This window comes from Planctomycetota bacterium (assembly GCA_021414025.1).
Taxonomy (GTDB): Bacteria; Planctomycetota; Phycisphaerae; order Phycisphaerales; family SM1A02; genus SYAC01.
Map to the genome: position 1 here is coordinate 142,456 of JAIOPG010000005.1, position 25,202 is coordinate 167,657.

24 protein-coding genes are annotated in these 25,202 nt (G+C 63.9%); 23 read left to right on the forward strand and 1 reads right to left on the reverse strand.

Annotated elements, in window-relative coordinates; genetic code table 11:
* Positions 1 to 11: 11 nt before the first annotated feature.
* From K8R92_06825 to K8R92_06835, 3 genes are all read left to right on the forward strand, one after another.
* Positions 12 to 1,022, forward strand: a complete 1,011-nt coding sequence (locus tag K8R92_06825) for a pseudouridine synthase (protein ID MCE9619605.1) — start codon at positions 12 to 14, stop codon at positions 1,020 to 1,022.
* A gap of 63 nt (positions 1,023 to 1,085) precedes the next feature.
* Positions 1,086 to 1,655, forward strand: coding sequence for a thymidine kinase (locus tag K8R92_06830; GenBank protein MCE9619606.1), 570 nt, complete (start codon positions 1,086 to 1,088; stop codon positions 1,653 to 1,655).
* Between the two features lie 257 nt (positions 1,656 to 1,912).
* Entirely contained in the window at positions 1,913 to 4,003 is a 2,091-nt protein-coding gene (locus tag K8R92_06835; protein MCE9619607.1) for a hypothetical protein, read from the forward strand.
* Here K8R92_06835 and K8R92_06840 read toward each other — a convergent pair whose 3' ends face one another.
* Positions 4,004 to 4,615 (reverse strand): AAA family ATPase, encoded by a 612-nt coding sequence (locus tag K8R92_06840; GenBank protein ID MCE9619608.1) that lies wholly within the window; start codon positions 4,613 to 4,615, stop codon positions 4,004 to 4,006. It lies immediately after the preceding gene.
* 42 nt (positions 4,616 to 4,657) lie between these two features.
* Between K8R92_06840 and K8R92_06845 the strand changes: the two genes are divergently transcribed.
* The 20 genes from K8R92_06845 to K8R92_06940 all read left to right on the forward strand — a co-directional run bounded on the left by K8R92_06845 (position 4,658) and on the right by K8R92_06940 (position 25,193).
* Entirely contained in the window at positions 4,658 to 5,944 is a 1,287-nt protein-coding gene (locus K8R92_06845) for a NupC/NupG family nucleoside CNT transporter (GenBank protein ID MCE9619609.1), read from the forward strand.
* Positions 5,945 to 6,083: 139 nt separating this feature from the next.
* On the forward strand, positions 6,084 to 7,838 hold the full coding sequence (locus K8R92_06850; GenBank protein ID MCE9619610.1) for an ABC transporter ATP-binding protein/permease: 1,755 nt from the start codon (positions 6,084 to 6,086) through the stop codon (positions 7,836 to 7,838).
* A 31-nt stretch (positions 7,839 to 7,869) separates the two neighbouring features.
* The gene (pseB, locus tag K8R92_06855) at positions 7,870 to 8,868 is read left to right on the forward strand and encodes a UDP-N-acetylglucosamine 4,6-dehydratase (inverting) (protein ID MCE9619611.1); all 999 of its coding nucleotides are present in this window, start codon (positions 7,870 to 7,872) and stop codon (positions 8,866 to 8,868) included.
* 31 nt (positions 8,869 to 8,899) lie between these two features.
* Entirely contained in the window at positions 8,900 to 9,814 is a 915-nt protein-coding gene (locus K8R92_06860; protein ID MCE9619612.1) for an NAD(P)-dependent oxidoreductase, read from the forward strand.
* Positions 9,811 to 10,983 (forward strand): UDP-4-amino-4,6-dideoxy-N-acetyl-beta-L-altrosamine transaminase, encoded by a 1,173-nt coding sequence (gene pseC / locus K8R92_06865; GenBank protein ID MCE9619613.1) that lies wholly within the window; start codon positions 9,811 to 9,813, stop codon positions 10,981 to 10,983. The genes K8R92_06860 and pseC overlap by 4 nt, the downstream gene beginning before the upstream one ends.
* Complete coding sequence (locus K8R92_06870) at positions 10,980 to 11,849, forward strand: aldo/keto reductase (protein MCE9619614.1); 870 nt, start codon at positions 10,980 to 10,982, stop codon at positions 11,847 to 11,849. Before pseC ends, K8R92_06870 begins: the two co-directional genes overlap by 4 nt.
* A 2-nt stretch (positions 11,850 to 11,851) precedes the next feature.
* Positions 11,852 to 12,871, forward strand: a complete 1,020-nt coding sequence (locus K8R92_06875; GenBank protein MCE9619615.1) for an acyltransferase — start codon at positions 11,852 to 11,854, stop codon at positions 12,869 to 12,871.
* A 55-nt stretch (positions 12,872 to 12,926) separates the two neighbouring features.
* Positions 12,927 to 13,943 (forward strand): N-acetylneuraminate synthase family protein, encoded by a 1,017-nt coding sequence (locus K8R92_06880; protein MCE9619616.1) that lies wholly within the window; start codon positions 12,927 to 12,929, stop codon positions 13,941 to 13,943.
* Positions 13,940 to 14,710 carry an acylneuraminate cytidylyltransferase gene (locus K8R92_06885; protein ID MCE9619617.1) on the forward strand — a complete coding sequence of 257 codons (771 nt, stop codon included), beginning with the start codon at positions 13,940 to 13,942 and terminating at the stop codon, positions 14,708 to 14,710. The genes K8R92_06880 and K8R92_06885 overlap by 4 nt, the downstream gene beginning before the upstream one ends.
* 8 nt (positions 14,711 to 14,718) lie before the next feature.
* Positions 14,719 to 16,143, forward strand: coding sequence for a glutamate-1-semialdehyde 2,1-aminomutase (locus K8R92_06890; GenBank protein MCE9619618.1), 1,425 nt, complete (start codon positions 14,719 to 14,721; stop codon positions 16,141 to 16,143).
* 19 nt (positions 16,144 to 16,162) lie between these two features.
* Complete coding sequence (locus tag K8R92_06895) at positions 16,163 to 17,074, forward strand: hypothetical protein (protein ID MCE9619619.1); 912 nt, start codon at positions 16,163 to 16,165, stop codon at positions 17,072 to 17,074.
* Between the two features lie 116 nt (positions 17,075 to 17,190).
* On the forward strand, positions 17,191 to 18,078 hold the full coding sequence (locus tag K8R92_06900) for a class I SAM-dependent methyltransferase (protein ID MCE9619620.1): 888 nt from the start codon (positions 17,191 to 17,193) through the stop codon (positions 18,076 to 18,078).
* Between the two features lie 56 nt (positions 18,079 to 18,134).
* Positions 18,135 to 18,833, forward strand: a complete 699-nt coding sequence (locus K8R92_06905; protein ID MCE9619621.1) for a YfcE family phosphodiesterase — start codon at positions 18,135 to 18,137, stop codon at positions 18,831 to 18,833.
* A complete protein-coding gene (locus tag K8R92_06910) occupies positions 18,830 to 19,789 on the forward strand; it encodes an ATP-grasp domain-containing protein (GenBank protein ID MCE9619622.1) in 960 nt (319 codons plus the stop codon). Before K8R92_06905 ends, K8R92_06910 begins: the two co-directional genes overlap by 4 nt.
* Positions 19,786 to 20,838, forward strand: a complete 1,053-nt coding sequence (gene pseI / locus K8R92_06915) for a pseudaminic acid synthase (protein MCE9619623.1) — start codon at positions 19,786 to 19,788, stop codon at positions 20,836 to 20,838. The genes K8R92_06910 and pseI overlap by 4 nt, the downstream gene beginning before the upstream one ends.
* The gene (locus K8R92_06920; GenBank protein ID MCE9619624.1) at positions 20,835 to 21,383 is read left to right on the forward strand and encodes a GNAT family N-acetyltransferase; all 549 of its coding nucleotides are present in this window, start codon (positions 20,835 to 20,837) and stop codon (positions 21,381 to 21,383) included. The genes pseI and K8R92_06920 overlap by 4 nt, the downstream gene beginning before the upstream one ends.
* Positions 21,380 to 23,002, forward strand: coding sequence for a polysaccharide biosynthesis PFTS motif protein (locus K8R92_06925; GenBank protein ID MCE9619625.1), 1,623 nt, complete (start codon positions 21,380 to 21,382; stop codon positions 23,000 to 23,002). Before K8R92_06920 ends, K8R92_06925 begins: the two co-directional genes overlap by 4 nt.
* Before the next feature lie 194 nt (positions 23,003 to 23,196).
* The gene (locus K8R92_06930; protein ID MCE9619626.1) at positions 23,197 to 23,625 is read left to right on the forward strand and encodes an acyltransferase; all 429 of its coding nucleotides are present in this window, start codon (positions 23,197 to 23,199) and stop codon (positions 23,623 to 23,625) included.
* On the forward strand, positions 23,622 to 24,548 hold the full coding sequence (locus K8R92_06935; GenBank protein ID MCE9619627.1) for a class I SAM-dependent methyltransferase: 927 nt from the start codon (positions 23,622 to 23,624) through the stop codon (positions 24,546 to 24,548). Before K8R92_06930 ends, K8R92_06935 begins: the two co-directional genes overlap by 4 nt.
* A 9-nt stretch (positions 24,549 to 24,557) precedes the next feature.
* Complete coding sequence (locus K8R92_06940) at positions 24,558 to 25,193, forward strand: acyltransferase (protein ID MCE9619628.1); 636 nt, start codon at positions 24,558 to 24,560, stop codon at positions 25,191 to 25,193.
* Positions 25,194 to 25,202 lie beyond the last annotated feature (9 nt).

Below are 25,202 nucleotides of genomic sequence, written 5' to 3' on the forward strand. Positions count from 1 at the left end.
GCGGCGCGGCCATGACTTCGCCCCTTCCGACGCGCGACGGGGTTGGCGCAAGTTGTGTGGTCCTGCCGAGTTCGCCCGATCTGCGCCTTTCGAACCCATCCGGCGTTGATTCGAATTGGCGATCAAAATCATGCGCGACCATCGCGGACTTTCTCATGCGGCATTTTCCCGACATCGCCGCCGAGGAATGGTTGCGCCGCATCTCGAACGGGCTCGTCGTGGACGAGCATGGCGCGGCGGTGACAGCGGATCGCGTCTTCGAGCCGCACCTGCGGATCTACTACTACCGGTCGCTTGAGGCGGAAACACGCATTCCGTTTGAGGAGGAGATCCTTTTCCAGGACGACCAGTTGGTCGCCGTCGACAAGCCGCACTTCCTGCCGGTGATCCCGTCGGGTCGCTACCTGCAAGAGACGCTGTTGGTGCGGCTCAAGCGCAGGCTGGGCCTGGACACGCTGGTGCCGATCCACCGCATTGACCGCGGCACCGCCGGCGTGGTGGTCTTCTCGGTGCGGCCGGAGTCCCGCGGCAAATATCAGCGGCTCTTCGCGACGCGCGAGGTGCGAAAGAACTATGAGGCGGTTGGCTCGATCAACCCGGAGCTGCGCCTGCCGCTGACGCATCGAAGCTGCCTGGTCAAGGATGATTGCTTCATGCGCATGAAGGAAGTCGAGGGCGCCGCGAACTCGGAGACGCGTGTCGAGTGGGTCGCCAACTGTGGCAAAGCGGCTCGTGATGCTTCGACTCCTGATGGCGCAAGTCGAGAAAGGCTGGCGTGCTACCGCCTCTCCCCCGTCACCGGCCGCAAGCACCAATTGCGCGTGCATTGCGCGGCGATGGGAATCCCGATCGCGAATGACGCGATCTATCCGGAGTTCCTGCCCGAGCTCGCGGAAGGCGCGGAGGAAGATTTTTCCCGGCCCCTGCAACTGCTCGCCCGCAGCGTGGAATTTCGCGATCCCGTCACCGGTGAGACGCGGAGCTTCACGAGTCGGCGCCGGCTTGCACTCTGGACGCATTGACGCTCCCGGGGCCGAATTCGGGTCTGGCGTGGCCCAACTCCGAACAACTAGCATTGACGCATCGTGGCAAAGTCGAAGCTCAAGAAACCGCCAGGCCGTCTTGAATTGATCTGCGGACCGATGTTCGCCGGCAAGACCACCGAGCTGATCCGCAGGCTTGCAGCGGCGCGGGCCGAGCAGCCGCTCACCGTGGCCATCAAGCCGGTCCGTGACACGCGCTACGCATTGGAGGAGCTGGTCACGCACGCGGGAGAGCGCGTCTGCGCCGTCGCGACACCCAGCGCCGCGGAAATTCCCGTGGCCGTCGGCAACGCCATGGTCATCGGCATCGACGAGGCGCATTTCTTCGGACCCGAGCTGACCGAGGTGTGCGTGAAGCTTGTCGAATCGGGCCGTCGCGTGATCGTGTCGGGGCTTGAGTTCGATCATCGAGGCGATGTCTTCGAGCCCTTTCCGGGTCTGCTGACCAAGGCCGATGAGACCACGCGGCTCACCGCCATCTGCACCCTGTGCGGCGGCGAGGCGATTCACAGCCAGCGTCTGGTCGCCAGTGACGAGCGCATTGCCGTGGGTGGCGTGGGCGACTATGAGCCGAGGTGCGCCCAGTGCTTCAAGCCTGGGTCACACAGCTGACTTTGCTCGATGCGCCACAATTCAGACGAACACGCTTGTTTTGAAAAAACTGAGGGATTGGGTAGATAAAAAGTGGTTCTTTCAGAAAAGGCTGCAACCTTGGGGCGACATTGCACTGATAGTTAGGCACCTGGTCGCTCATGACTCGGTTCCAATGGCTGCCAGTACCGGGTTGTCATGCATTCATAAACAGATACACAAGAAAAACCATGATCCACATCACTCGATTCCCTCGACTTCGTGTCGCAAATCTTTTTTTGGTCGCCGTATCGTTGCTGACCGCGAACTTCACCGCGGCTGCTGACACTGCTGGACCCGTCTTCGCCTGGGGCGCCGGGACTTCCAACACGGGATCGAACAACAACTACGGCCAATCCATGGTGCCGGCGTCGACGCTCTCGGGCGTGTCGTGCGCGAAGGTTGTGTGCGGCATGGTGCATTCGGCGGCGCTAACCGTGGATGGGCAGGTTGTGTGCTGGGGATCAAATCGCGACCCCGGCAACTCCAACACAAGAAACCAATCCATTGTTCCCGTCGGCCTTGGAGCGTGCGTTGACATTTCCGCAGGTTACGAACACACCGCCGCCATCAAGTCGGATGGGACGGTCGTGTGCTGGGGCGGCACCTCCTTTGCCAAGACGACCGTGCCGGCAAGTCTCGGCGCCTGCAAGCAAGTCGCGTGCGGCGGTTACCAAACAGCGGCGATCCAACTGGATGGCGCCGTCGTGTGCTGGGGCGGTGTTTCTCCCCTCAAACTCGAAGCCACGCCACCTCCTGGACTTGGCCCATGCAAAAAGATCGCGTGTGGCCAACAGCACACAGTCGCGATCCGCGAAGATGGAAGTGTGGCGTGTTGGGGGATCAACAAGGCCAACCTGGGCAGCAACTTGGTCACAAATCAATGCGTCGTTCCGTCCACTCTCGGCGCCTGCAAGGAAATTGCCGCCGGCTGGTGCCACACCGTTGCACTTCAAGAGGATGGAACGGTCGTGTGCTGGGGCGGGGGCACAACGAACAATCCGAGCGATGGCATTAACTTTGGTCAATCCATAGTGCCGGCTGACTTGGGACCGTGCATCCAAATCGCGGCTGGAGATTGCACCTCCGCGGCAGTTCGGGTCGATGGCACAGTCGTCTTCTGGGGTAGGGCAAGCGCCTCGCTCAATGCCGCGCAACCCGGCGCATGCGCAGCGATTGCCTGTGGCTTTGAGGATGCCATTGCATTGAAGTCCGATGGCTCGATCTCGGGTTGGGGTAGGAATTACGACTTTCCGCAGATGTACCAAGGCCAGGCGACTCCGCCGAATTTTGGACCCTGCCTCCAAGTTGCCAGCGGTCTGTATCACACCGTCGCGTTGCAGCAGAACGGCACGCTGAGATGCTTTGGGGCCGGCGGAGTTCTGCCAACGTATGCGGGATTCCCCGCGTATGGTCAGTCCGTGGTTCCGGATCTCAAGTCGTATTCGCGAGTGGCGGCGGGTGGTCTCCATTCCGCGGCGATTCGGCAGGATGATGGGTCCGTGGTTTGCTGGGGCGCGGGAACCACCAATGTTGCATCGAGTAACAATTGCGGTCAGTCCATGGTCCCTGTGACACTGGGAGTCTGCAAAGAGATAGCCGCCGGCTACCTCCACACCGTTGCACTCAAGATGGACGGCTCCGTCGCGTGCTGGGGCGCGGGAACCACCAACACGGGAGTGGATGACGATTTCGGCCAATCCATCGTGCCTGCGACGCTTGGTATGTGCAAGGCAATCGCCGCGGGATATCACCACACCGTCGCGCTGCAGGAGGATGGAACCGTGGTCGCATGGGGCCGAAACAACACCGGTCAATGCACGGTGCCGCCAACGCTCGGAGCTTGCATCGCCATTGCGGCGGGCGATTTCCACACGGTGGCGGTCAAACTGGATGGCACGGTTGCGTGCTGGGGCGCAGGCACCACCAATACCGGTTCAAACTTCAATTACGGCCAGTCCATGGTCCCCGCGACCCTTGGAGCCTGCGTCAGCGTTTCGGCAGGAACTTCACACACGGTTGCACAACGGCAGGATGGAACGCTGGTTGCCTGGGGCAGGAATGACAATGGGCAATGCACCGTGCCGGCTGAACTTGGAAAATGCTCCAGCTTTGCTGCGGGAAGCTTGCACACGGTTGCCGTTCAATATGTTGAATCGCCGTGTCCAATGGATCTTGATGGCTCCGGCGAGGTTGATGGCGGCGACATCGGATTGATCCTGCTCGACTTCGGCCCATGCCCCGGCTGCTCCACCGACCTCGATGGCTCCGGCGAGGTGGACGGCGGCGATATCGGCCTGGTGCTGCTGGACTTCGGCGCGTGCCCGTAATTATTTCTGCTGATCGTTGACGACGACCAGGTGCGCCGCGGAGCGGTATCCGTGGCGGAAGCGCTCGTAGATCGGCTCGGCGAACTCGTGGAAGAACTGCCGCGCCGCCTCCACGCCAAGCTGCCGCACGCCCGAGCGCTCCAGCGCCTCCCAGCGGCTCCAGCGGATGGCCGCGGGCGCATCCACATAGATGGCGATGTCGATGTGCCGCCGCGGCAATTCATGCAGGGCGTGCAGCCCCTCGCAGACGATGGTGCCCGCGGGCTCCACGCGGCGGAATCCCTCCCGCGCATGCGACACGAACGACCACACTGGAATGGACGCCGACTCGCCGCGCCGCAGCGCCGCCAGATCGCTGGCCAGCCGCGGCAGATCGGATGACTCCGGCAGGTCGCGCAGATGCGTGGGCGTCTCGTCGTAATTGGGGAAATAGTGATCTGTGCTGACGACGCACTCGGAGAGCATCCCGGCGAGCGTGCTCTTGCCGGCGCCGACCGGACCGGTGATGCCGATGACCACGCGGTCGCTGGCGGAAGCGGAGGCCATCTCCAGGATGCGCCGCTGCGCGTCGCGCCAATCGATCAACTCGGGCTCATGGCGAGTGCCACTCATCGGCGTTCAGGGTACGGGGCAAGTCAGTATTCTGTCGCGTCGATGCCGCATTTCACCGGACTTCTGGGCGTTGGCGTGCTGCTGCTGATCGCGTACGCCCTCTCCACCAACCGCAACCGAATCAACGTGCGGACGGTGCTTTCCGGCGTGGCAATCCAGTTCGTGATCGCCTATCTCTTCCTGAGCTTTCCCCCGGTGGTCCGCATCTTCGACTACTTCGCCGCCGGCGTGACCAAGGTGATCTCCTTCGCCGACCAGGGCACAGTCTTCATTTTCGGCAAGGCGGCCGACGCCAGCGGCCCGTGGGGATTCATCTTCGCGGTGAAGGTGCTGCCCATCATCATTTTCTTCGCCTCGCTGATGGCGGTGCTCTACCACCTGGGCGTGATGCAGCGGCTGGTGGCGGTGCTGGCGTGGATCATCCGCCGCGCGCTCAACGTGACCGGCGTGGAGGCGCTCTCCGCCTCGGCAAACATCTTCGTGGGGCAGACCGAAGCGCCGCTGACGGTGAAGCCATTCATCGCCACCATGACGCGCTCGCAGATCATGGCGGTCATGACGGTGGGCTTCGCCACCATCGCCGGCAGCGTGATGGCCGCCTACATCGTGATGCTCGGCGGCGAGGACAACGCGGCGCGGATCGTGATGGCCAAGCACCTGATGACTGCCAGCGTGATGTCGGCGCCGGCCGGCCTGGTGATGGCCAAGATCATGCTGCCGGAGACGGAGATTCCCCGCGACGAGACGCTCGACTCGCTGCGCACGATTCCGCGGACCACCTGCAACGTCATGGACGCCGCCGCCGAGGGCGCGACCGACGGACTGAAGCTGGCCCTGAATGTGGCGGCGATGCTGGTGGCATTCGTGGCCCTGCTGGCCCTGCTGAACTATCCGCTGACAGCGCTGAGTGAAATTGACTCGATCGCCTCGTGGCGGGCGGCCCACGGCATTCCGGTGCTGACCTTCCAGAACATTCTCGGCTACGTCTTCACGCCGCTGGCCTGGTGCATGGGTGTGGGCTCCGAGGACGCCCGCAAGGTCGGCTCGCTCATGGGCGAGCAGGTGATCGCGACGGAGTTCGTGGCCTATGTCGACCTGAGCACATCACTGCGCGAGGGCACTATCGGCTTCCGCGCCGCGGAGATCACCACCTACGCCCTGTGCGGCTTCGCGAATCTGCCGTCGATCGCGATCCAGATCGGCGGGCTCAGCGCCATGGCGCCGCAGCGACGCGGCGACTTCGCCCAGCTCGGACTCCGCGCCATGACCGCCGGCGCGCTGGCCTGCTGGATGACCGGGGCGATCGCGAGCATGTTCATCAAGGGGTGAGAGCGCCCCGACGCGTGGAACCATGGATTTTTGCGGCGTTTCCTTCGGGTCATGACTTTGGAAAATACCCCTCCTTGTTACCATTCAAATTCGGATGCCTGATTTTTTGCGGTCCTGTGACCGCGGCACTCTGAGACGCATGAAGCACAACACCCTCGCCAAGATCTGGTCGCTGCTTTCTGCGCAACAGCGCAAGAGCGCGGTCGCCCTGCTGGGACTGATGCTCGCCGGCATGGTGCTGGAAACGCTGGGTGTGGGTCTGGTCATCCCTGTCATGGCGATCATCACCGACGAGAACCTGACCAAGAGCTATCCGCGCCTCCAGCCCGCGCTGGATTTTCTGGGCAATCCCGAACAGAAGACGCTGATCGTCTGGGCCATGCTCTCGCTGGTGGCGATCTACATCGTGAAGACCGGGTTCCTGGCCTTCCTGGTGTGGAAGCAGAGCCGCTTCGCTTTCGGCGTGCAGGCGAGCATCTCCCAGCGCCTCTTCACCACCTATCTGCGCCAGCCCTACATGTTCCATCTGCAGCGCAACTCCGCCACGCTCATTCAGAACGCCACCCAGGAAGTCAGCCAGTTCACTTTCGGCGCGATCCTTCCCGGCATGGGGCTCATCACGGAACTGCTTGTGCTGATCGGACTGGCCGCGCTGCTGGTCGCGGCTGAGCCGGTCGGCGCCGTCGCGGTGGTGGTCACGCTGGGCGGCGCCGCGCTGGTCTTTCACAAGGTGACGCGGCTCAAGGTGACCAGCTGGGGAGTCGCCCGCCAGCTGCATGACCGGCAGCGCCTTCAGCATTTGCAGCAGGGACTCGGCGGCGCCAAGGATGTGAAGCTGCTCGGGCGCGAATCCGACTTTCTCAGCCAGTTCAAGACCCACAGCGACCGCACCGCGCACATCGGCCAGCGCATGCAGACGCTGAACCAGCTCCCGCGCCTCTGGATCGAGATGCTGGCGATCGTCGGGCTGGCGACGATCGTGCTCATCATGGTCGCGCAGGGCAAGTCCATCGGCACCATCGCGCCGACGCTGGGCCTTTTCACCGCGGCGGCATTTCGGCTGATGCCCTCGATGACCCGCCTGCTCAGCTACACGCAGTCCATTCGCCACGGACTTCCCACCACCAACACGCTCTGCGCGGAGTTGGCCCTGGCGGCGCCGGCTCCCCCGCTGCTTCCAGCAGGCTCCGCCGCGCCGTGGAAGGAGATCCAATTGCGCGACGTCTCCTTCACGTATCCGGGCACCCCCGCGCCATCGCTGAGCCGCCTCACGCTTTCCATTCAGCGCGGCGAGACTGTGGGATTCGTCGGCCCCAGCGGCTCGGGCAAGAGCACGCTGGTTGATGTGGTGCTGGGGCTACTCACGCCAGGAGCCGGCCAGGTGCTCTTGGACGCGGAAGACATCCAGAAGAATCTGCGCGCCTGGCAGAACCAGATCGGCTACGTGCCGCAGTCGATCTACCTCACCGACGACACGCTGCGGCGCAATGTCGCCTTCGGCCTGCCCAATGACACGATCGACGACGCGGCGGTGGCCCGCGCCCTGAAGTCCGCGCAGCTGGAGGAGTTCGTCGCCGCGCTGCCGGAGATGGCGCAGACGATCGTGGGCGAGCGCGGCGTGCGCCTCTCGGGCGGCCAGCGCCAGCGCATCGGCATCGCCCGCGCCCTCTACCACGATCCCGCCGTGCTGGTGCTGGACGAGGCGACCAGCGCGCTGGACACGCCGACGGAACAGGGCGTGATGGAGGCGATCACCGCGCTGCACGGCACCAAGACCATCCTGATCGTCGCCCACCGCATGAGCACGGTCGAGCATTGCGACCGCCTTTTCCGCCTTGAGGGCGGCGCCCTGACCCGGCCCGCGCTGAAAACCGAGGCCTCGCCGAACCGCTAATCTTCGCGGGGCTTTCAGGCCACGACACCCCATGCTCGAGAACTCCTCCATTCTGATCACCGGCGGCACCGGCTCCTTCGGCAACACCTTCGTGCCGATGACTCTGGCCAAGTACAACCCCAAGCGGCTGGTGATTTTCTCCCGCGACGAGATGAAGCAGTGGGACATGGCGATGAAGTACAGCGACGACAAGCGGGTGCGCTTCTTCATCGGCGATGTGCGCGACAAGGACCGCCTGGCCCGCGCCCTGGACGGCATCGACTACGTGGTGCACGCGGCCGCGACCAAGATCGTGCCGACCGCCGAGTACAACCCCTTCGAGTGCGTGAAGACCAACATCATCGGCGCCATGAACATGATCGATGTCTGCATCGACCGCGGCATCAAGCGGATCGTGGCCCTCAGCACCGACAAGGCCAGCAACCCGATCAACCTCTACGGCGCCACCAAGCTCGCCTCCGACAAGCTCTTCGTGGCGGGCAATTCCTACGCCGGCCTGCACGACACGCGCTTCTCGGTGGTGCGCTACGGCAACGTCATGGGCTCGCGCGGCTCGGTGATCCCCTTCTTCATGTCGCTGGCCCACACCGGCACGCTGCCGATCACCGACCCGCGCATGACCCGCTTCATGATCACGCTGGAGCAGGGCGTGGAGCTGGTCTGGCACGCCTTCGAGGACATGCGCGGCGGCGAGATCTACGTCAAGAAGATCCCCTCGATGACCATCACCGACATCGCCCGGGCGGTCGCGCCGCAGGCCAAGCACAAGATCATTGGCATCCGCCCCGGCGAGAAGATCCACGAGCAGATGATCGGGTTCGAGGACGCCCCGCACACCTTTGAGTTCAAGGACCACTTCAAGATTCTGCCCGCCATTCACGACTGCTCCAGTGATCCGGCGCGAATCAAGGGTGGCACGAAGGTCAAGGAAGACTTCATCTACTCCTCGGACAACAATCCCGACTTCATGCCGGTGGCGACGCTGCAGAAGTGGATCGAGGCGAGCCGCCTGAAGGAACATGCGGTCTAGCCGCTGATGCGCTTCCGCCGAAAGCAGCGCTGTGGCTAAGAAAATTCTCATCACCGGCGGCTCGGGGCTCCTGGCATTGAACTGGGCGGCGGCGATGCGAGATCGCTGCGCGGTCACGCTGGGTCTGCATTCGCGCCGGGTGGACATGCCGGGAGCCGCCTGCCGCTCGCTGGATCTTGAATCGGTTGACGCGCTGGCCGCGACGCTGGAAAGCATCGGGCCCGACCTGGTCGTGCACGCCGCGGGCATGACCAACGTGGAGCAATGCGAGGCGAGTCCGGATCAGGCGCACCGCGCCAATGTCGTGCTGGCCGAGAATGTCGCCGCGGCCTGCTCCAAGCTGGGCATCGCCCTGGCGCACATCTCGACCGACCATCTCTTCGCCGGCGACGAGGCGATGATCGAGGAGAGCCATCCCGTGGCGCCGCTGAATGTCTATGGAAAGACCAAGGCCGAAGCCGAGCAGCGCGTGCTGCGGCGGCACCCGAGCGCGCTGGTGGTGCGCACCAACTTCTACGGGTGGGGCCCCGCCCACCGCCGCTCTTTCAGCGATGTCATCATCGACGCGCTGCGGGCCGCGAAGCCGGTCCGGCTCTTTCATGACGTGCACTACACGCCGATCCTGATCGAGACCCTGGCCCTCGCGGTGCACGACCTGATCGAGGGCGGCGCGTCGGGCATCGTGCATGTCGTTGGCGACGAGCGCGTTTCGAAGTACCATTTTGGAATCAGGGTGGCGGAGGCGTTTGATTTCGACCCGCGTCTGATCCATCCGATTGCCATTGCCGACATTCCAGGACTGATCACTCGTCCCAAAGACATGAGCTTGTCAAACCGACTTGCCTGCCGAACCATTGGACGGCCGCTCGGAAACCTTCAGGAGCACCTATGCCTACTTCGCCAGCAATCCAGCCACCCACTTCGAAATCCGCAGGTGCAGGCGTGATTCCCTACGGCCGGCATCACGTGGACGAGGCGGATATCCAGGCGGTGGTCGATGTGCTTCGGGGCCGCGCGCTGACCCAGGGCCCGATGGTTGACGCTTTTGAGAAGGCGATCGCGGACTTTGTCGGAGCCAAGTACGCCGTGGCGATGTCCAGCGCCACCGCGGGGCTGCATCTTGCAGCGCTCGCCGCGGGTGTGGGACCCGGCAAGACGCTCATCACCTCGCCGATCACTTTCGTCGCCAGCGCCAACGCCGGCGTCTATTGCGGCGGCCAGATCGCCTTCGCCGACATCGATCCCGCCACCGTCAACATGTGCCCGGCCTCCCTGCAGGAAGCGGTTTCGAAGCACACGAATGTCCGCGCGGTGATTCCAGTCCACTTCGCCGGACTTCCCTGCGACATGCCGGCGATCAAGAAGGCCGCGGATTCGGGCGGTGCCGTGGTGATCGAGGACGCCGCGCACGCGCTGGGCGCGACCTATCCCGGCGGCAAGCGCGTCGGCTGCTGCTCCCACTCGCTGATGACGGTGTTTTCCTTCCATCCGGTGAAGGCGATCGCGGCGGGCGAGGGCGGCATGATCACCACCAACGATGAGCCGACCTACCGCAAGCTGCTGCGGCTGCGCAGCCACGGCATCAACAAGGCGAACGATCCGCTGCAGCTGCCCGACCAGTCGCTGACCGCGGGCGAGCCGAACCTCTGGTACTACGAGATGCAGGAGCTGGGCTTCCACTACCGCATCACCGACATCCAATGCGCACTTGGTTTGTCGCAGTTCAAGAAGCTCGAGCGCTTCCTGGCCCGGCGCCGCGAGCTGGTCGCGGCTTACGACCGGGATTTCGCGGGGATGAAAACCTGCGCTCCGGCGCAGCGGACGGGCCGCGAACTCAGCGGCCACCATCTCTATGTGCTGCGGGCGGACTTTGCCGCGGCCGGCACCACGCGCCCGCGCGTGATGGCGGCGCTCAAGAGCCGCGGCATCGGCACGCAGGTGCACTACATCCCCGTGCCCGCCCACCCCTTCTATCAGCGGATGGGTTTGAAGCCCGCGGACTATCCCAGGTCGCAGGAGTACTACCGCTCGGCGCTGAGCATTCCGCTTTTCTACGACTTGACCAATGCGCAGCAGAAGCAGGTCGTGGAGGCGGTGAGAGAGCTCCTGCCTTGAGACTGGCGATCGGCACCGCGCAGTTCGGCCTTCCCTATGGAGTCGCGAATCGAATTGGTCAGGTGAGCGCCGCGGAGGCGCGGGAGATCCTGCGCCGCGCCGCCGAGGCGGGCGTGGACACGATCGACACGGCAATGGCCTACGGCAACAGCGAGCAGCGGCTGGGCGAGATCGGCGTGAAGCATTTCAAGGTGGTCACCAAGCTTCCCGCGGCTCCGGTGGAGTGCACCGACCTTTCGGCGTGGATGATGCAGAGCGTGGAGGAGTCCTTGAAGCGGCTGGGCGTTGCGAAACTGGAGGGGCTGCTTCTGCACAAACCCTCGCAACTGCTCGAGGTGAACGGGAAGAAAATGTACGACACGCTGACCGCCCTCAAGAAGGATGGCTTCGTGAACAAGATTGGCGTCTCGATCTACGAGCCGTGCGAGCTCGAGCCCCTGACCGCGCGCTTTCACCTGGACCTCGTGCAGGCCCCCTTCAACGTCCTCGACCAGAGGCTGCGCACTTCGGGGTGGCTTGACAAGCTCGCCGAGCAAAACATCGAGGTGCACGTCCGGTCGATTTTTCTGCAGGGCCTGCTGCTGATGGACGAAGCGAGCCGCCCGGAGAAGTTCAACCGTTGGGGCGCCTTCTGGATCCAATGGCACAAGCATCTTCGCGCGTCGGGCCGCACGGCGCTGGAGGCCTGCCTGGACTTCGCCATCTCGGAGAAACGGATCCATCGGCTGGTGGTCGGCGTCGAAAGCCTGGTCCAATTCGAGGAGTGCCTGCAGGCGATGCGCGGAACGCGAACATCAACCGGGTCTCCGCCGACGTGCGACGATGTGCAGCTCATGGACCCGAGGGCGTGGAGCGCACTGGTCTAGCGATGGATCTTCTTCTCATCATTCGCGGTCTGGCGGCGCTTTCCGTGGTCGTCTGGCATGCCGAGGGCAATCACGCCGAGTTTCCCCCGGTGGTGAACATCCCCGGCCGCACCGCAGTGTGGCTCTTCTTCGGCATCTCCGGCTACGTGATCTCCTATGGATTCGTCCACCGGCGCTACAAGTACACGCTGCATGATCTGCGCGACTTCTACATCAACCGATTCCTGCGGATCTATCCGCTCTTTCTTCTGCTCAGCGCGGTGGGTTGGATCACGCTGCTGCTGACCTCGGGAACAAGTCCGATCGGCTGGAGGGATCTGCCCGCCCAATTGCTGGCCATCCAGTTCGATCAGAACTACATCTTGAATGGAGTTTTCTGGACGCTGGGCATCGAGCTGCAGTTCTATCTGCTGGCGCCGCTGCTGGCATGGATGCTGCTCGGTCGCAAGAGCCGATGTCTCATTCCCTGTGCGTGTCTGTACGGAGTGATGGTGTATTGGAATCAGTGCGCCGCCGATCAGTGGGGCTGGAGCTTCGATGGGCGGAACATCCTCGCGAATCTCTCCCATTTCTTCATGGGCATGATCGCCTGTCGGCTGGTCGCGGGAGGCAAGCCCAACATGAAGCTGCTCTTCTTTGCGCTGGCCGGCGCCGCCGCGGCGATCGCCTATTCGAACTGGCTTTACCACTGCAGGTCGGGCTGGTATTGGTCGGTGCGCGGCATCCTGCTGGTCGACGCGGCGATCTTTCTCTTCGTCGTCGCGCACGCCTGCTGCCAGCGGCCGAAGCACTCGCGGAACCCCGTCTATCTCGGCTTCGCCTTCCTGGGAACGCTTTCCTACGGCATCTACGCGTGGCACGCCTACCTCATGACACATCTGATCTGGCTTTCCACCAATGTTCTCGCGCTGATCGGAGCCTCGATCGTCGCGGCGTACTTTTCCTACCGGCTTGTGGAGCGGCCCTGCCTCAAGCTGAAGCGCAGGCATCCCGAACCCCACGCTCCGACCGTAACCGAGTAGGCGCGGATCCGACGCGGGCCCATGCTAATCTGTCGGTTTCGCAAAGGAGCGCCTCGTGCAAGTCCAGATCATCGCCGAACTCGCCCAAGGGTTTGAGGGCCGTCCCGAGCAGACGCGCATGCTTTTGAAAGCAGCCGCGGCGGCCGGCGCGGACGCGGCGAAGTACCAATTGGTCTATGCGGACGAGTTGGCGACTCCCGACTACAAGCACTACGAGTTGTTCCGATCGCTGGAGATGCCCGACAAGGTCTGGCTGGAACTCGCGGCGTATGCCAAGGAACTTGGCATCCAGCTGCACCTGGACATTTTCGGCCCCAAGAGCCTGAAGTTGGCCGAGCGCTGCGGCGTGTCCGCCGTCAAGTTGCATGGCACCGACATCGCGAATCTGGGCCTGCTGGAATTGGTCGCGGCAAGCTCCGTCGGAACCGTTTTGCTCGGCGCGGGCGGGGCACACGCCGACGAACTCAAGCGCGCGATGCAGGTTCTTGCCAGGAAAAAGGTCGTGGCGCTGCTGGGATTCCAGAGCTATCCCACGCCCAACGACACAAACCAGATCTCGCGGATCGCACGCGTTCTGAAGTTGTTCGCGAAGGACTTTCCACAGGCCAGCGTCGGATTCGCCGACCACGCCGATCCCGAGTGCCCGCTGCGCTACGCGCTGGCCGCCACGGCGATCGGCGCGGGGGCGACGACCATCGAGAAGCACCTCACCCTGGCCGGAGTCATGAAGCTCGAGGACCACGAGTCGGCGCTCAACCCCGACGCCTTCGCCGAGTTTGTCGCGGTGATCCGCGACTGCGCCAAGGCTCTCGGTCACTCGAGCGACGCGAACGACTTCGGCATGTCGGAATCCGAGCGCGCCTACCGCAAAATGATCCGCCGCCATGTCGTGGCGGGCCGCGACATTCCCGCGGGCTCCGCGCTGAAGCCCAACGATCTTGCCCTGAAGCGGACCGCGGCGGACGACGCCTTGACGTCGCTGGACGAGGCCTACGGGCGCGAAGTGTTGCGCGATGTGGGAGCAAACCAGCCGATGACTCCCGCGACCATTCGGGCGGGAGCGGCGAAGTGAAACGAAGGCTCGTGGCGGCGCTCGCCTGCCGCAATGTGGGAAGCCGCCTCTACGGCAAGCCCCTGCAAAAAATCAGCGACACGGTGTGCATCCTCGACCAGATCATCCTGGCGATCAAGAAGTTTCCGGAAATCGACGAGATCGTGCTGGGCATCTCGGAAGGCGTGGCCAACCTTGCCTTCATCGATGTGGCCCACGAGCACAAGGTGAGCTTCATTCTGGGCGATCCGGTCGACGTGCTCTTCCGCCTGGTGCAGTGCGGGCGCATGGGCAAGGCCACGGATGTCTTCCGCGTGACCACCGAGTGCCCCTGGTTCGCCTATGACATGCTGCCCGATCTCTGGAAGCGCCACGTCGCCGACGGCAACGACATCACCGTGACCGACCGGCTGCCCGAGGGATTGAATTTCGAGATCTACACGCTCGAGGCGCTGGAGCGGGCGCACTCCAGGGGCGCCAGCCGCGACCGCTCCGAGTTCTGCTCGAACTATCCGCGGACCCATCCCGATGAGTTCAAGAGCGCGGTCTACTCGCCGGCGGCGGCGCTGCAACGGACGGATTTGCGCATCACCGTGGACTATCCCGAGGACCTGATCATCGCCCGCGAGATCGCCAAGGAACACGCGGCCAAGATGCCGCTGGTGATGCCCGCCGACATCATCGCATTCCTCGACAAAAGGGCCGATTTGCGGGCCCTGGTGCAGCCCTACGTCGATCCCAAGCCCCTTTGGGGAATGATTCAAAATCAGCGAGAATGGAAGCCATGACCACCAAGATGAAAAAGCCCCACGCCGAGTCCGCGGATGCCAAGCGACCCGCCTCCGACGCCGAGTACCAGGCGCGACTTCTTCGCGCGATTCCCGGCGGAGCCCACACCTACTCCAGGGGACACGATCAATTTCCCGACAACGCTCCGGCGATCTTTGCCCGCGGCGAGGGCGTCTACGCCTACACACCCGATGGACGGCGCTACCTGGATTTCGCGATGGCGCTGGGCGCGGTCAACATCGGCTACGGCGAGCCGGCGATCGTGAGCGCTGCGACCAAGGGCATGAATCTTGGCAATGGCCTGAGCCGCCCGAGCATGATCGAGTTGGAGGCCGCCGAGCGCTTGATCGACCTCGTGCCCTCGATCGACATGGTGAAGTTCACCAAGAATGGATCGACCGCGGTCACCGCCGCGGTGAAGCTGGCCCGCGCCTTCACCGGCCGCGAACTGGTGGCCCGCTGCAGCCAGCATCCCTTCTTCTCCTACGACGACTGGTTCATCGGCTCGACGCCGGTCACGCGCGGCATCACCCGCAGCACGATCTCGGAGACGCTGACCTTCAACTACAACGACATTGCGAGCCTGGAGAAGCTGTTCGAACAGCACAAGGGCAAGATCGCCGCGGTGGTGCTGGAGCCGGCAAGCATGGTCTGCCCCAAGGTGGTCGGACAGCCGGCGTTTGTGGGTCCGATGCAGGAATGCTGGACGGAGAGCTCCTGCACGGCGCGAGACACAGGCAAGAAGCATTTCCTTCACGAGGTGCGCGAGCTCTGCGACAAGCACGGCGTGGTCATGGTGCTCGACGAGATGATCACCGGATTCCGCTGGCATCTGGGCGGAGCCCAGCATGTGCTCGATGTGCGGCCCGACATCACCACTTTCGGCAAGGCAATGGCCAACGGCTTTTCGGTGGCCTGCGTCGGCGGACGCCGCGACATCATGCAGCTGGGCTCGATCGAATTCGCGGGCACCGAGCGCGTCTTCCTGCTCTCCACCACGCATGGCGCGGAGATGAGCGGACTGGCCGCGTTTCTTGCCACGGTCGACTTCATGGAGAAGAACAATGTGTGCGCCCACTTCTGGAACTGGGGCGAGCGCTTCGTGAAGGTCTTCAACCGCGCGGCCGAGAGCGCAGGCGTGTCCAAGCGGATCTACGCGGGCGGCCCCGCCTGCAAGCCCGGCTTTGTGACGCTCGATGAGAAGGGCCAGCCCTGCATGAAGCTGCGCACCCTTTTCATGCAGGAGATGCTCAAGCACAACATCCTGATGCCGCAGGTGGTCGTCGCTTACCGCCACGGCGACGCGGAGCTCAAGCTGGTCGAGCACGCCCTGGCTGACGCGATGCCCGTGATCGCCCGCGCCCTGAAGGAAGGCTTCGAGAAATACATCCATGGCCCGCTCGTGCAGCCCGTCTTCCGCAAATTGAATTGACGATGCCGCGGAGCGATTCATGATCCTGATCCGGGCCGAGGACCGGCCCAGTCGTGGGCGCGGCCACCGCTCCCGCGCCGAGGCGCTCGCACACGCCTGCCTGCGAGCGAAGTTGCCGGCCACCATGCTGGCCGGCGACCTTGAGTGGTCGCGCGAACTTTCCAAGGATGGGCTGCACGCCGAGCCGCTGTCGGAAGTGGGCGGCGATGCAACCGAGGCACGCCAGCTGGCCGGTGCCGCGAAGCGCCTCGCGGCCACACATGTCGTGCTGGATGGCGGGAGGTTTGTCCCGGGGTTCGTGAAGGCGCTTGCCGAGTCAGGCATCCGCGTGGTGCTGGTCGATGACACCGCCCGCGCCGATGTCTCAGCGGCATGGGCCGTGATCAATCCCAACATCTATGCCACCAAGAGCCTCTACACCCATCCGCACCCGGATCGCATCTTCGCGGGGCCGGACTACATCCTGCTGCGCCCGCCTTTTCTGAAGCCGCGCTCCGCGCCCACTTCGAGTGCGGTCGTTCTTCTGGCGATGGGCGTGTCCGCCAGCGACGCGCTGCTGGCGGATCTGACGGCGCGGATCGAAACCCTTGGCATGAAACCCGTCGTCGCCCGCAACAAGAGCGCGGTGGAAATGGCTGCGGCGATCGACGCCTCCGAAGTGGTGATCTGCGGCGCCAGCGTGACGCTGCACGAGGTCTGGGCCCGCACCAGAAAAGCGATTCCGGTCTATCAGGCCCGCGACCAGGAGCTCTTTTGGAAGTGGTGCGCGGGGCTCTCGATTCCAACCGCAGTTTCGCTCGACCGTGAAACCGGCGATGTGGCGAAGGCGATCGCCGATCTCCTGGGCAAGATCCGAGACGGCCGCGCTGCGCCGCAACCGGTCGTCGACCTGGGCGGCGGCGATCGAATCGTGGAGCAGGTCCTTCGCTAGTCCCGGCGACAATCGCATCGTGGAACAAGCCTTTCGATAGGCCCGGCGGCGCTCCCATCGCCCGTCCGCTCCGCGCCCGAAGGCGCGACATTGAATTACCATTGGCCGCAGCACCGATGAAAACCGCAGCACCCCAACTTTCGCGGCACCCCCTGGGATTTCTCCAAGTCTCGCCCCTGCCGTCCGGCGAGGAGTTGGAGAAGTACTACCGCGACCAGTATTTCCAGGCGCCGACGGTGAAAACCTATTCAAGGAAGTATTCGCAGGAGGAGCTGGTGCTCCACCAGGTGGCCTGCGAGGTCTCCGACCATCTCTACAGGATCGAGCGGCCGGGCGGAACCCGCAGCGTCTTTGACATCGGATGCGGCGAGGGATTCTTCCTTAAAGGAATGAAATCGCTCGGCTGGAGCGTCGCGGGAACGGACTACTCCTCCGAGGGAATCTCCAATCACAACCCGGAGCTCAAGGGCGAGATGACCTTCGGCCCCGCGCTTGAGGTCATCGAGCAATTTCGAAAATCCGGACGGACCTTCGGCCTGGTCAACCTGGGAAACATCCTTGAACACGTGCTGGATCCGCTGCAACTGCTCGATGCGGTGCGCCCCCTGATGCGCGCCGACGGACTGCTACGCGTGGTGGTGCCCAACGACGGCTCGGAATTCCAGGCGATGCTGGAATCCCTGGGCTGCACGGGCCGTCCGTGGATCCACCCGCCGGACCATCTCTCCTATTTCAATTTCGACTGCCTCCCGGGAGTGCTGGCCTCCCGCGGCTATGCGACCCTCCGCCTGCTGGGCGATTTTCCGATCGAGCTCTATCTGCTCAACAAGCATTCCAACTACGACCTGGACAAGAGCCGCGGCCCCGAAGCGCATCTTTGCCGGGTCCGCACCGTCAACCATGTGCGCAGCCGCGGCGTCGAGAATTATGTCCGCTGGGCGGAGGGATTGGCGGCGGGCGCCACATCCCGCAGTTGCATCGCCTTCGCAAAGAACGCCGGCTAGGTGCGCCTCGTGGGATCGATGAACTCCGCGAGCCTCGATCCGATGGAGCAGGAAGCATGAAGGTCGCGTTGCTTGGGGACATCCATGGCAACCACCTCGCCCTGCAGGCGGCGCTGGACTCCGCGAAAACGCTGGGAGCCGAACGGTTGCTGATCACCGGAGATCTGGTGGGCTACTACGGCCGGCCGAAGGAAGTCCTGGCGATGCTTGAGCCGTGGAAGCGCGACATGGTGCGCGGCAACCACGAGGAGATGCTGATCAAGGCGCGATCGGACGCGGTCTTCCTCGCCGGAGTCGATTCGAAATTCGGCATTGGCCTGCGCCGCGCCCTGGAACAGCTCTCCGCGCAGCAGCTCGACCAACTCTGCGCGCTGCCTCATCCCCTGGAAATCGAGATCGGCGGTCGCCGCATCCAGATTTGCCATGGCTCGCCATGGGACATCGATCAATACATCTATCCGGATGCGGATCCGAAACTTCTGGAGCGATGCGCCAGCCCGGACTTCGACGTCGTGGTGCTGGGGCACACGCACCATCCGCTCCACAGACAGATCGGCCGATGCCACATCGTCAATCCGGGCTCCGTGGGCCAGCCGCGCAATCGCCGGCCCGGCGCTTCGTGGGCGCTGCTGGACAGCGAATCCCTCGAGGTCCGGCACTTTGTGGAGCCCTACGACATCGCGAGCGTGGTTGGCGAGACGCGGACGGCCAATCCCCAACTCTCCTATCTTTGGGAGGTTCTGGAACGACGATGACGACCGTGCTCATTACAGCCATTGGCGGAGACATCGCCCAGGGACTGGCGACAATTCTTCGCGAGGCCTATCCCCAGTTTCGACTGGTGGGCATGGACATTCACGAGCGCCACGGCGGGCAGCTCTCCGTGGACGCGCTCCACAAAGCCCCGCCGGTAGCGGATCCAAACTATCTCGCTTGGCTTTCGGATCTCATGCGCAGAGAGAAAGTGAATCACTGCATTCCAACCTCCGAAGCGGAGCTGGTGTTCCTCGCCAGGCAAGGACTCGCCGCGGTCGCGGATGTTCCGCTGGTCATGCCCAACGCAAAATCCGTTCTGGTTGGATGCGACAAGTTGTCGACCGCGCAATTCCTCACGTCCATCGGATGCCCGGGTCCCTGGACCCTTGCTGCGGCCGACGCCGACGCCACGGTGCCGCTGCCCTGCGTGTTCAAGCCGCGCTGCAGCGCGGGATCCAAATCGGTTTTCATCTGCAAGACTTTTGCGGAGATCGCCTTCTACCGGGAGCGCCATCCCAACTCCGTGGTTCAGGAACTCCTGCTGCCGGCCGAGCAGGAAGTGACCTGCGCCATCTACCGCACCAAGGATGGACGCACCGCCGTGCTGCAGTTGCTGCGCACGCTGGTCGGCGGCTTCACAGGCTGGGCGCGGGTCATCGACAATCCCGAGGTGTCGAAGCAGTGCGTCCAGATCGCCGAAGCCCTGGACCTTTCCGGCGGCATCAACGCCCAGCTGCGCCTGACCGACCGAGGGCCGCGGATCTTCGAAATCAATCCGCGATTTTCCTCGACGCTGCTGCTGCGGCACAAGATGGGATTCCGCGACGGCCTCTGGTCGATGCAGGAAGCCCTCGGCGAGAAGGTTTCGTTTTATCATCCGCCCGTCGGAACCACCGGCGTCCGGGTCCAGGACGCGGCGGTCCTGGGAAACGGGAAGCAAGGCTCCTGCGCATGAAATCCCACGGCACACAGCTCAAAATTGGAACGCAGCACCCGCCCTTCGTCATCGCGGAGATGTCCGGCAACCACAACCAGTCGCTGGAGCGCGCGCTTGCCATCGTGGAGGCGGCGGCCAAGACCGGGGCACACGCCCTCAAAATCCAGACCTACACGCCGGACACGATGACGATCGATCTGGACGAGCGCGAGTTCCACATCAGCGATCCCAAGAGTCTCTGGTCGGGCACTTCGCTCTACAAGCTCTATGGCCAGGCCTTCACGCCGTGGGAGTGGCACAAGCCCATCTTCGATCACGCACACAAATTGGGAATCATCGCCTTCAGCACTCCCTTCGACGACACGGCAGTGGATTTTCTCGAGAGCCTCGATGTCCCCTGCTACAAGATCGCGTCGTTCGAGAACACCGACATCCCACTGATCCGCCGAGTCTCCGCGACCGGCAAGCCGGTGATCATTTCGACCGGCATGGCCTCCGAAACGGAACTGGAGGAGACCGTGACCGCTGCGCGACAGGCGGGCTGCAAGGATCTTGTGCTGCTGAAATGCACCAGCACCTATCCGGCGACGGCGGAAAACACCAACATGCTGACCATTCCGGATCTGCGGAAAAGGTTCGCCTGCGAAGCCGGAATTTCCGATCACACGATGGGCGTGGGCGTCTCGGTGGCCAGCGTCGCCCTGGGCGCCACGGTCATCGAGAAGCACTTCACGCTCAGCCGCGCCGACGGCGGCGTGGACAGCGCCTTCTCCATGGAGCCCGAGGAAATGACGCAGCTGGTGGTGGAAAGCCATCGCGCCTGGCAGGCGCTGGGCACGGTGAGCTACGGTCCGACCGAGGCTGAGAAGAAGTCTCTTCAGTATCGGCGCTCGCTCTATGTGGTGCAGGACCTGAAGGCCGGCGATGTGCTGACGCGCGCCAACGTCCGGGCCATCCGGCCGGGACTGGGCCTGCCGCCGAAGCACCTGGACCAAGTGCTGGGCATGAAGGTCAAGAGCCCCGTGAAGCGCGGGACGGCGCTGAGCTGGGAATTCATTTCCAAATGAGCGAGGCGCGGAAGAGCGTGGCGCGGACCGCCGAGCCCATCGCCATCGAGACGCAGCGATTCCTGCTGCGCCCGCTGACCGAGGCGGACGCGACCGATCGCTATCTGCAATGGCTGGCGGACGAAAACGCCCGCCGCTTCATCACCGCCGCGTCGGGCACCAACACACTCGAGACGCTGCGCCATTTCGTGCGCGAACGCTGCGGTCGCGACGATGTTCTTTTTCTGGGCATCTTCGATCGCACCACCGGCCTGCACATCGGCAACATCAAGTACGAGCCGGTGGACTCCGCAAAGGGGTACGCGATCATGGGATTGCTCATCGGCGACGCGGGCTCTCGCGGAAGCGGCGTCGCGGGTGAGGTGCTCGAGGCGAGCGCCGCCTGGCTTCGGTTGCACCGCGGGATCCGGCAGATCGTGCTGGGCGTGCAGAAGGATAATGTCGCTGCGATCCGCGCCTATGAAAAGGCGGGATTCAAGATCGCCGTCACGCCGCACATTCCCAATCCGGCTGGAAACGCCCTGACCATGGTGCGAAGCCTATGAGCGGCCGAGGCCGCCTGCGGCAAGTCATGCGTGGCTACCGCGCGCTCAAGAGGGCGGGCGACCTTCCGCGCATCATGAACGCCAAGATCGCCCTGACGAATCTGGTCCTGGACACTCCGGTTTCGAAGGTTTCGAAAATCATTTTTGGAGCGGGAAGCGCCAACGCGGAAATCGCAACGCGGCAATTCCTGCTGCTGCGGCTGGCGTCGTTCAATCTCAATGCCAATCTGCTTCGCTCCCTCGGCAAGCCGGGAGCTTCGCTGGTCCATCCCCTTCCCCCGCAGTGGCGCGACTCGCTCCAGCGGAGTGGCTTTTCGGTGGCGAAGTTTCGCTGCGCGGTGGCGTGGCAGGGCTATCTGATTCTGGCCATTGGCTATGGCGCAGCGCAGATTGCCCGCGGTCTTGCCGCCGGTGTGAAATCGCTGTTCCAAGGCAAGAGAAATCGTCCCGGTCGATTCATCTATTTCCACGGCATCACGCGAAGCGAGCTGCCCCAGCCCGGCGCCGATGGCCGAAGCCATGACTTGGTGACTTGGTACCTGCACTGGCCGGGCCGTGCCCCGAATCTGGAGAGCGCCTGTCACAGCGTTGCCGGTGCGCCAACATGCAATGTGGGTGAAGTCGCGGTCATGGCCATCGACCGCGATCCACCATTTTCAAGTTTCGCCCAGTGGCTTCGCTTCCTCGCCTGGGGCGCGGCCGCGGTCCTCATCGCCGCCGTGGATCTGTTGCGTGGCCGCTGGTGGAACGCGCTCATGCTCTACGACGGCGCCCGCGCGTGCAGGGTCCGTCTTCAGAATTCCGCCGATCTCGCCCGCGAATATCTCTTTCCAAATTCGACCGCCTCCCACCGTCCGCTCTGGACCTACGAGGCGGAGCGCAAGGGCTCGCGCGTCACCTTCTACTTCTATTCCACCAATTGCGATCAATTCAAGGCGCGCGAGGGCTACCGGCCGACTCAGTACCTCTGGCAGGCGATGAATTGGAGCCGCTACCTGGTGTGGGACCAGGAGCAGGCGAATTTCGTCCGCCGCGCCGTCGGCGAAGCAGCGAGCGTCGAGATCGTCGGACCAATTTGGTTTAGCGCCTCGGCGGTCGAGGTGCCGAAGCTTCCACCCAACACCATCGCGCTCTTCGACATTCAGCCTCGGCGCACTTCCTTCATGGTCACGCTCGGGATCGAGACGGAGTACTACGTGCCGGAAATCTGCAACCGATTCCTGCTGGACGTGCACGAAGCCGCCCGGCAGCGTGGATGGCTCGTGGCATGGAAGCGCAAGCGCTCGATGGCCCGGAATCCGCGAATCGCAGTGAGCCGCTCCTACGAGGCCGCGGGTGAGCGGCTGGCGGCGTCCGACCATCTCATTTCAATCGATCCGGCGACCTCGGCGTTCCGCCTGATCGAGGCGAGCTCGCTGGTCATCTCCATCCCCTTCACCTCGACCGCGCTGATCGCCCGCTCGCTGGGAAAGCCCTCCTACTACTATGATCCGTCGCGCATCGTTCAGAAGGATGACCGGTCGGCGCGGGGCATACCCGTCATCTCCGGCGTGGACGAGTTGCGGGAGCTTCTGGCCATGAAATGCGCTGAACCAACATCCGCCGACGCGGCCCCATGAACCCATCCGGAACACCAACCACTTCGCTGCTGCGCTCCCTGGGACGCGAACTCCTCGCCCTGATCGACGCGCCCTTTGCCTGCTTCCCCGGCCGCTCCGGCGTGGCGCTGCGGCGACTCTGGATCGGGCGGCGCTTTCGATCGAGCGGGAGATTCTCCTGTGCCACCGGGTGCGAGTTCCTCTCCCCCGAAACCATGAGCTTTGAGGGCACCGTCTGGATCTCGCGAAATTCCTTCTTCACCGCCGAGGGCGGATCGATTCGCGTCGGCCACCACACCGCGTTCAACAACAACGCCCACATCAACGCCTCGGTCGGCGGCTCGATCGTCATCGGCAAGCACTGCGCCATCGGTCCCAATGTGGTGATGCGGACCGCGAACCACCGCTTCGACGACGCGACCAAGCTGATCCAGGAGAGCGGCCATGAACCCGCCGACATCCGAATCGGCGACGACGTCTGGATCGGGGCCAACGCGGTCATCCTCGGCGGGACGAGCATCGGCGATGGCGCCATCATCGGCGCGGGTGCGGTGGTCACCAAGGATGTTCCCTCCAATGCCATCGCCGCGGGAGTGCCGGCGAAGGTGCTGCGCTACCGCGGCGAGAAGATGGCGACGGCATGAGCGACTCCTGCCCGGTCTGCGGAAGCGCCAACACCGAGTTGCAGGGCGACTATCGCGGAGTGCATCCCGCCTTCCTTGGCTTGAAGCGAGCCCGCTGCCTCGATTGCGAAATGGTCTTCGCCACTCCCATGCCCGGAGAGCAGGCGCTGGAGCAGTTTAACGCCAGCTACTTTTCGTCGGCGCATGGAGGCAAGCCGCACAGTCCCGTCTCCACCGCGTTTTTCGCGGGGATCGCACGGCTGCGCGCGGCGCATCTCGATCGCTACGTGTCCAAGTCCTCGAAGCCCGTGTCGCGCGTGCTCGAACTCGGTCCCGGCCCCGGCTTCTTCGCGCGCGACTGGATGGAGAAGCATCCCGCGACTCAGTACCTGGCCGTCGAAACCGACAGCTCCTGCCATGCCTCTCTGAAAAAGATCGGCGTGCACATCCTCGAGAGCGCCTCTGCCCCCGGCGTCGGCAAGCCCGTCGATCTGGTCGTCATGTCCCACGTGCTGGAGCATGTCTCCGATCCCGTCGCGTTCCTCTCGGAGTCCACCCGGAACCTGCGCAGCGGCGGCGTGCTCTTCATCGAAGTGCCCTGCCGGGATTGGGAGCACAAATCCCTGGACGAGCCGCACCTGCTATTTTTCGACAAGGCACCCATGAAGCACCTGCTGGGCAAATTGAGTTTCACCGACATCCAGACGAGCTATCACGGGCAGGAGATCGACAGCCTGCGCGGGGCTTCCGGGCTCACCGCGATGGCGATGGCGATTCGCTCCCGGATCATCGCCATGGGAATCGTCGCGCCGTTCGGAGGCATGCGACCGGGCTTGGAATGTCTTTCCGATCCCCTGGAACGCGCCGTTCTCGCCCCCTACCGCGCCCACCGCGAGTCGCAGAAGCCCGCGTGGTGGCTGCGCGCATTGGCGACCAAGCAGTAGCGCAGAGCCATGGCCATCACCCCCGCCAAGCTCGGCTCCGTGATCGCGAAGGGGGACATTCGATTCCATCTCTACGAGCGATGGTCGCTTCTGCGGGGCAAATGGTCGACGGCCGTCAGCAAACTTTTTTACGGCGGCCGGCTCAAGATTCAAAAGCCCTACCGCGTCTGGGGCAAGATCCGATTCCTGCTGATGGGTCCCGGCACGATCACCATCGGGAAGGACTTTCACGCGGTCTCGGCGCGGAATCGCTCGGTCTTCACGCTCTTCACCCCCTGCCACCTGACGATCATCGGCGAAGGCCGGATCGAGATCGGCGAGCATGTGGGCTTGAACGGGAATGTCATCGCGGCCCGCAGCAAGGTGACCATCGGCGACTACACCATGATTGGCCCCAACACCATGATCATCGATCACGACGGGCACCAGGCCTGGCCGCCGCGGGAACGCTGGACCACACCCGGCGCGGCCGCGCCGATCGTCATCGAGCCCGATGTGTGGATCGGAATGAACTGCATTATTCTCAAGGGCGTCACGGTGGGGCGCGGGTCGATCATCGCCGCGGGCAGCGTGGTGATCGGCGACGTCGACCCCGGCTGCCTCTACGCCGGAAATCCGGCGAAGAAAATCAAAGAGCTCGGATAAGTAAGATCG

Excerpts from the sequence above, each read along its gene's own strand:
- K8R92_06940 (MCE9619628.1), top strand. The coding sequence starts at position 24,558 with ATGGCCATCACCCCCGCCAAGCTCGGCTCCGTGATCGCGAAGGGGGAC.
- K8R92_06895 (MCE9619619.1), top strand. The coding sequence starts at position 16,163 with ATGATCCTGATCCGGGCCGAGGACCGGCCCAGTCGTGGGCGCGGCCAC.
- K8R92_06935 (MCE9619627.1), top strand. The coding sequence starts at position 23,622 with ATGAGCGACTCCTGCCCGGTCTGCGGAAGCGCCAACACCGAGTTGCAG.
- K8R92_06875 (MCE9619615.1), top strand. The coding sequence starts at position 11,852 with ATGGATCTTCTTCTCATCATTCGCGGTCTGGCGGCGCTTTCCGTGGTC.
- K8R92_06910 (MCE9619622.1), top strand. The coding sequence starts at position 18,830 with ATGACGACCGTGCTCATTACAGCCATTGGCGGAGACATCGCCCAGGGA.
- pseI (MCE9619623.1), top strand. The coding sequence starts at position 19,786 with ATGAAATCCCACGGCACACAGCTCAAAATTGGAACGCAGCACCCGCCC.
- K8R92_06900 (MCE9619620.1), top strand. The coding sequence starts at position 17,191 with ATGAAAACCGCAGCACCCCAACTTTCGCGGCACCCCCTGGGATTTCTC.
- pseB (MCE9619611.1), top strand. The coding sequence starts at position 7,870 with ATGCTCGAGAACTCCTCCATTCTGATCACCGGCGGCACCGGCTCCTTC.
- K8R92_06905 (MCE9619621.1), top strand. The coding sequence starts at position 18,135 with ATGAAGGTCGCGTTGCTTGGGGACATCCATGGCAACCACCTCGCCCTG.
- K8R92_06890 (MCE9619618.1), top strand. The coding sequence starts at position 14,719 with ATGAAAAAGCCCCACGCCGAGTCCGCGGATGCCAAGCGACCCGCCTCC.
- K8R92_06920 (MCE9619624.1), top strand. The coding sequence starts at position 20,835 with ATGAGCGAGGCGCGGAAGAGCGTGGCGCGGACCGCCGAGCCCATCGCC.
- K8R92_06845 (MCE9619609.1), top strand. The coding sequence starts at position 4,658 with ATGCCGCATTTCACCGGACTTCTGGGCGTTGGCGTGCTGCTGCTGATC.
- K8R92_06850 (MCE9619610.1), top strand. The coding sequence starts at position 6,084 with ATGAAGCACAACACCCTCGCCAAGATCTGGTCGCTGCTTTCTGCGCAA.
- K8R92_06930 (MCE9619626.1), top strand. The coding sequence starts at position 23,197 with ATGAGCTTTGAGGGCACCGTCTGGATCTCGCGAAATTCCTTCTTCACC.
- K8R92_06925 (MCE9619625.1), top strand. The coding sequence starts at position 21,380 with ATGAGCGGCCGAGGCCGCCTGCGGCAAGTCATGCGTGGCTACCGCGCG.
- K8R92_06825 (MCE9619605.1), top strand. The coding sequence starts at position 12 with ATGACTTCGCCCCTTCCGACGCGCGACGGGGTTGGCGCAAGTTGTGTG.
- K8R92_06840 (MCE9619608.1), bottom strand. The coding sequence starts at position 4,615 with ATGAGTGGCACTCGCCATGAGCCCGAGTTGATCGATTGGCGCGACGCG.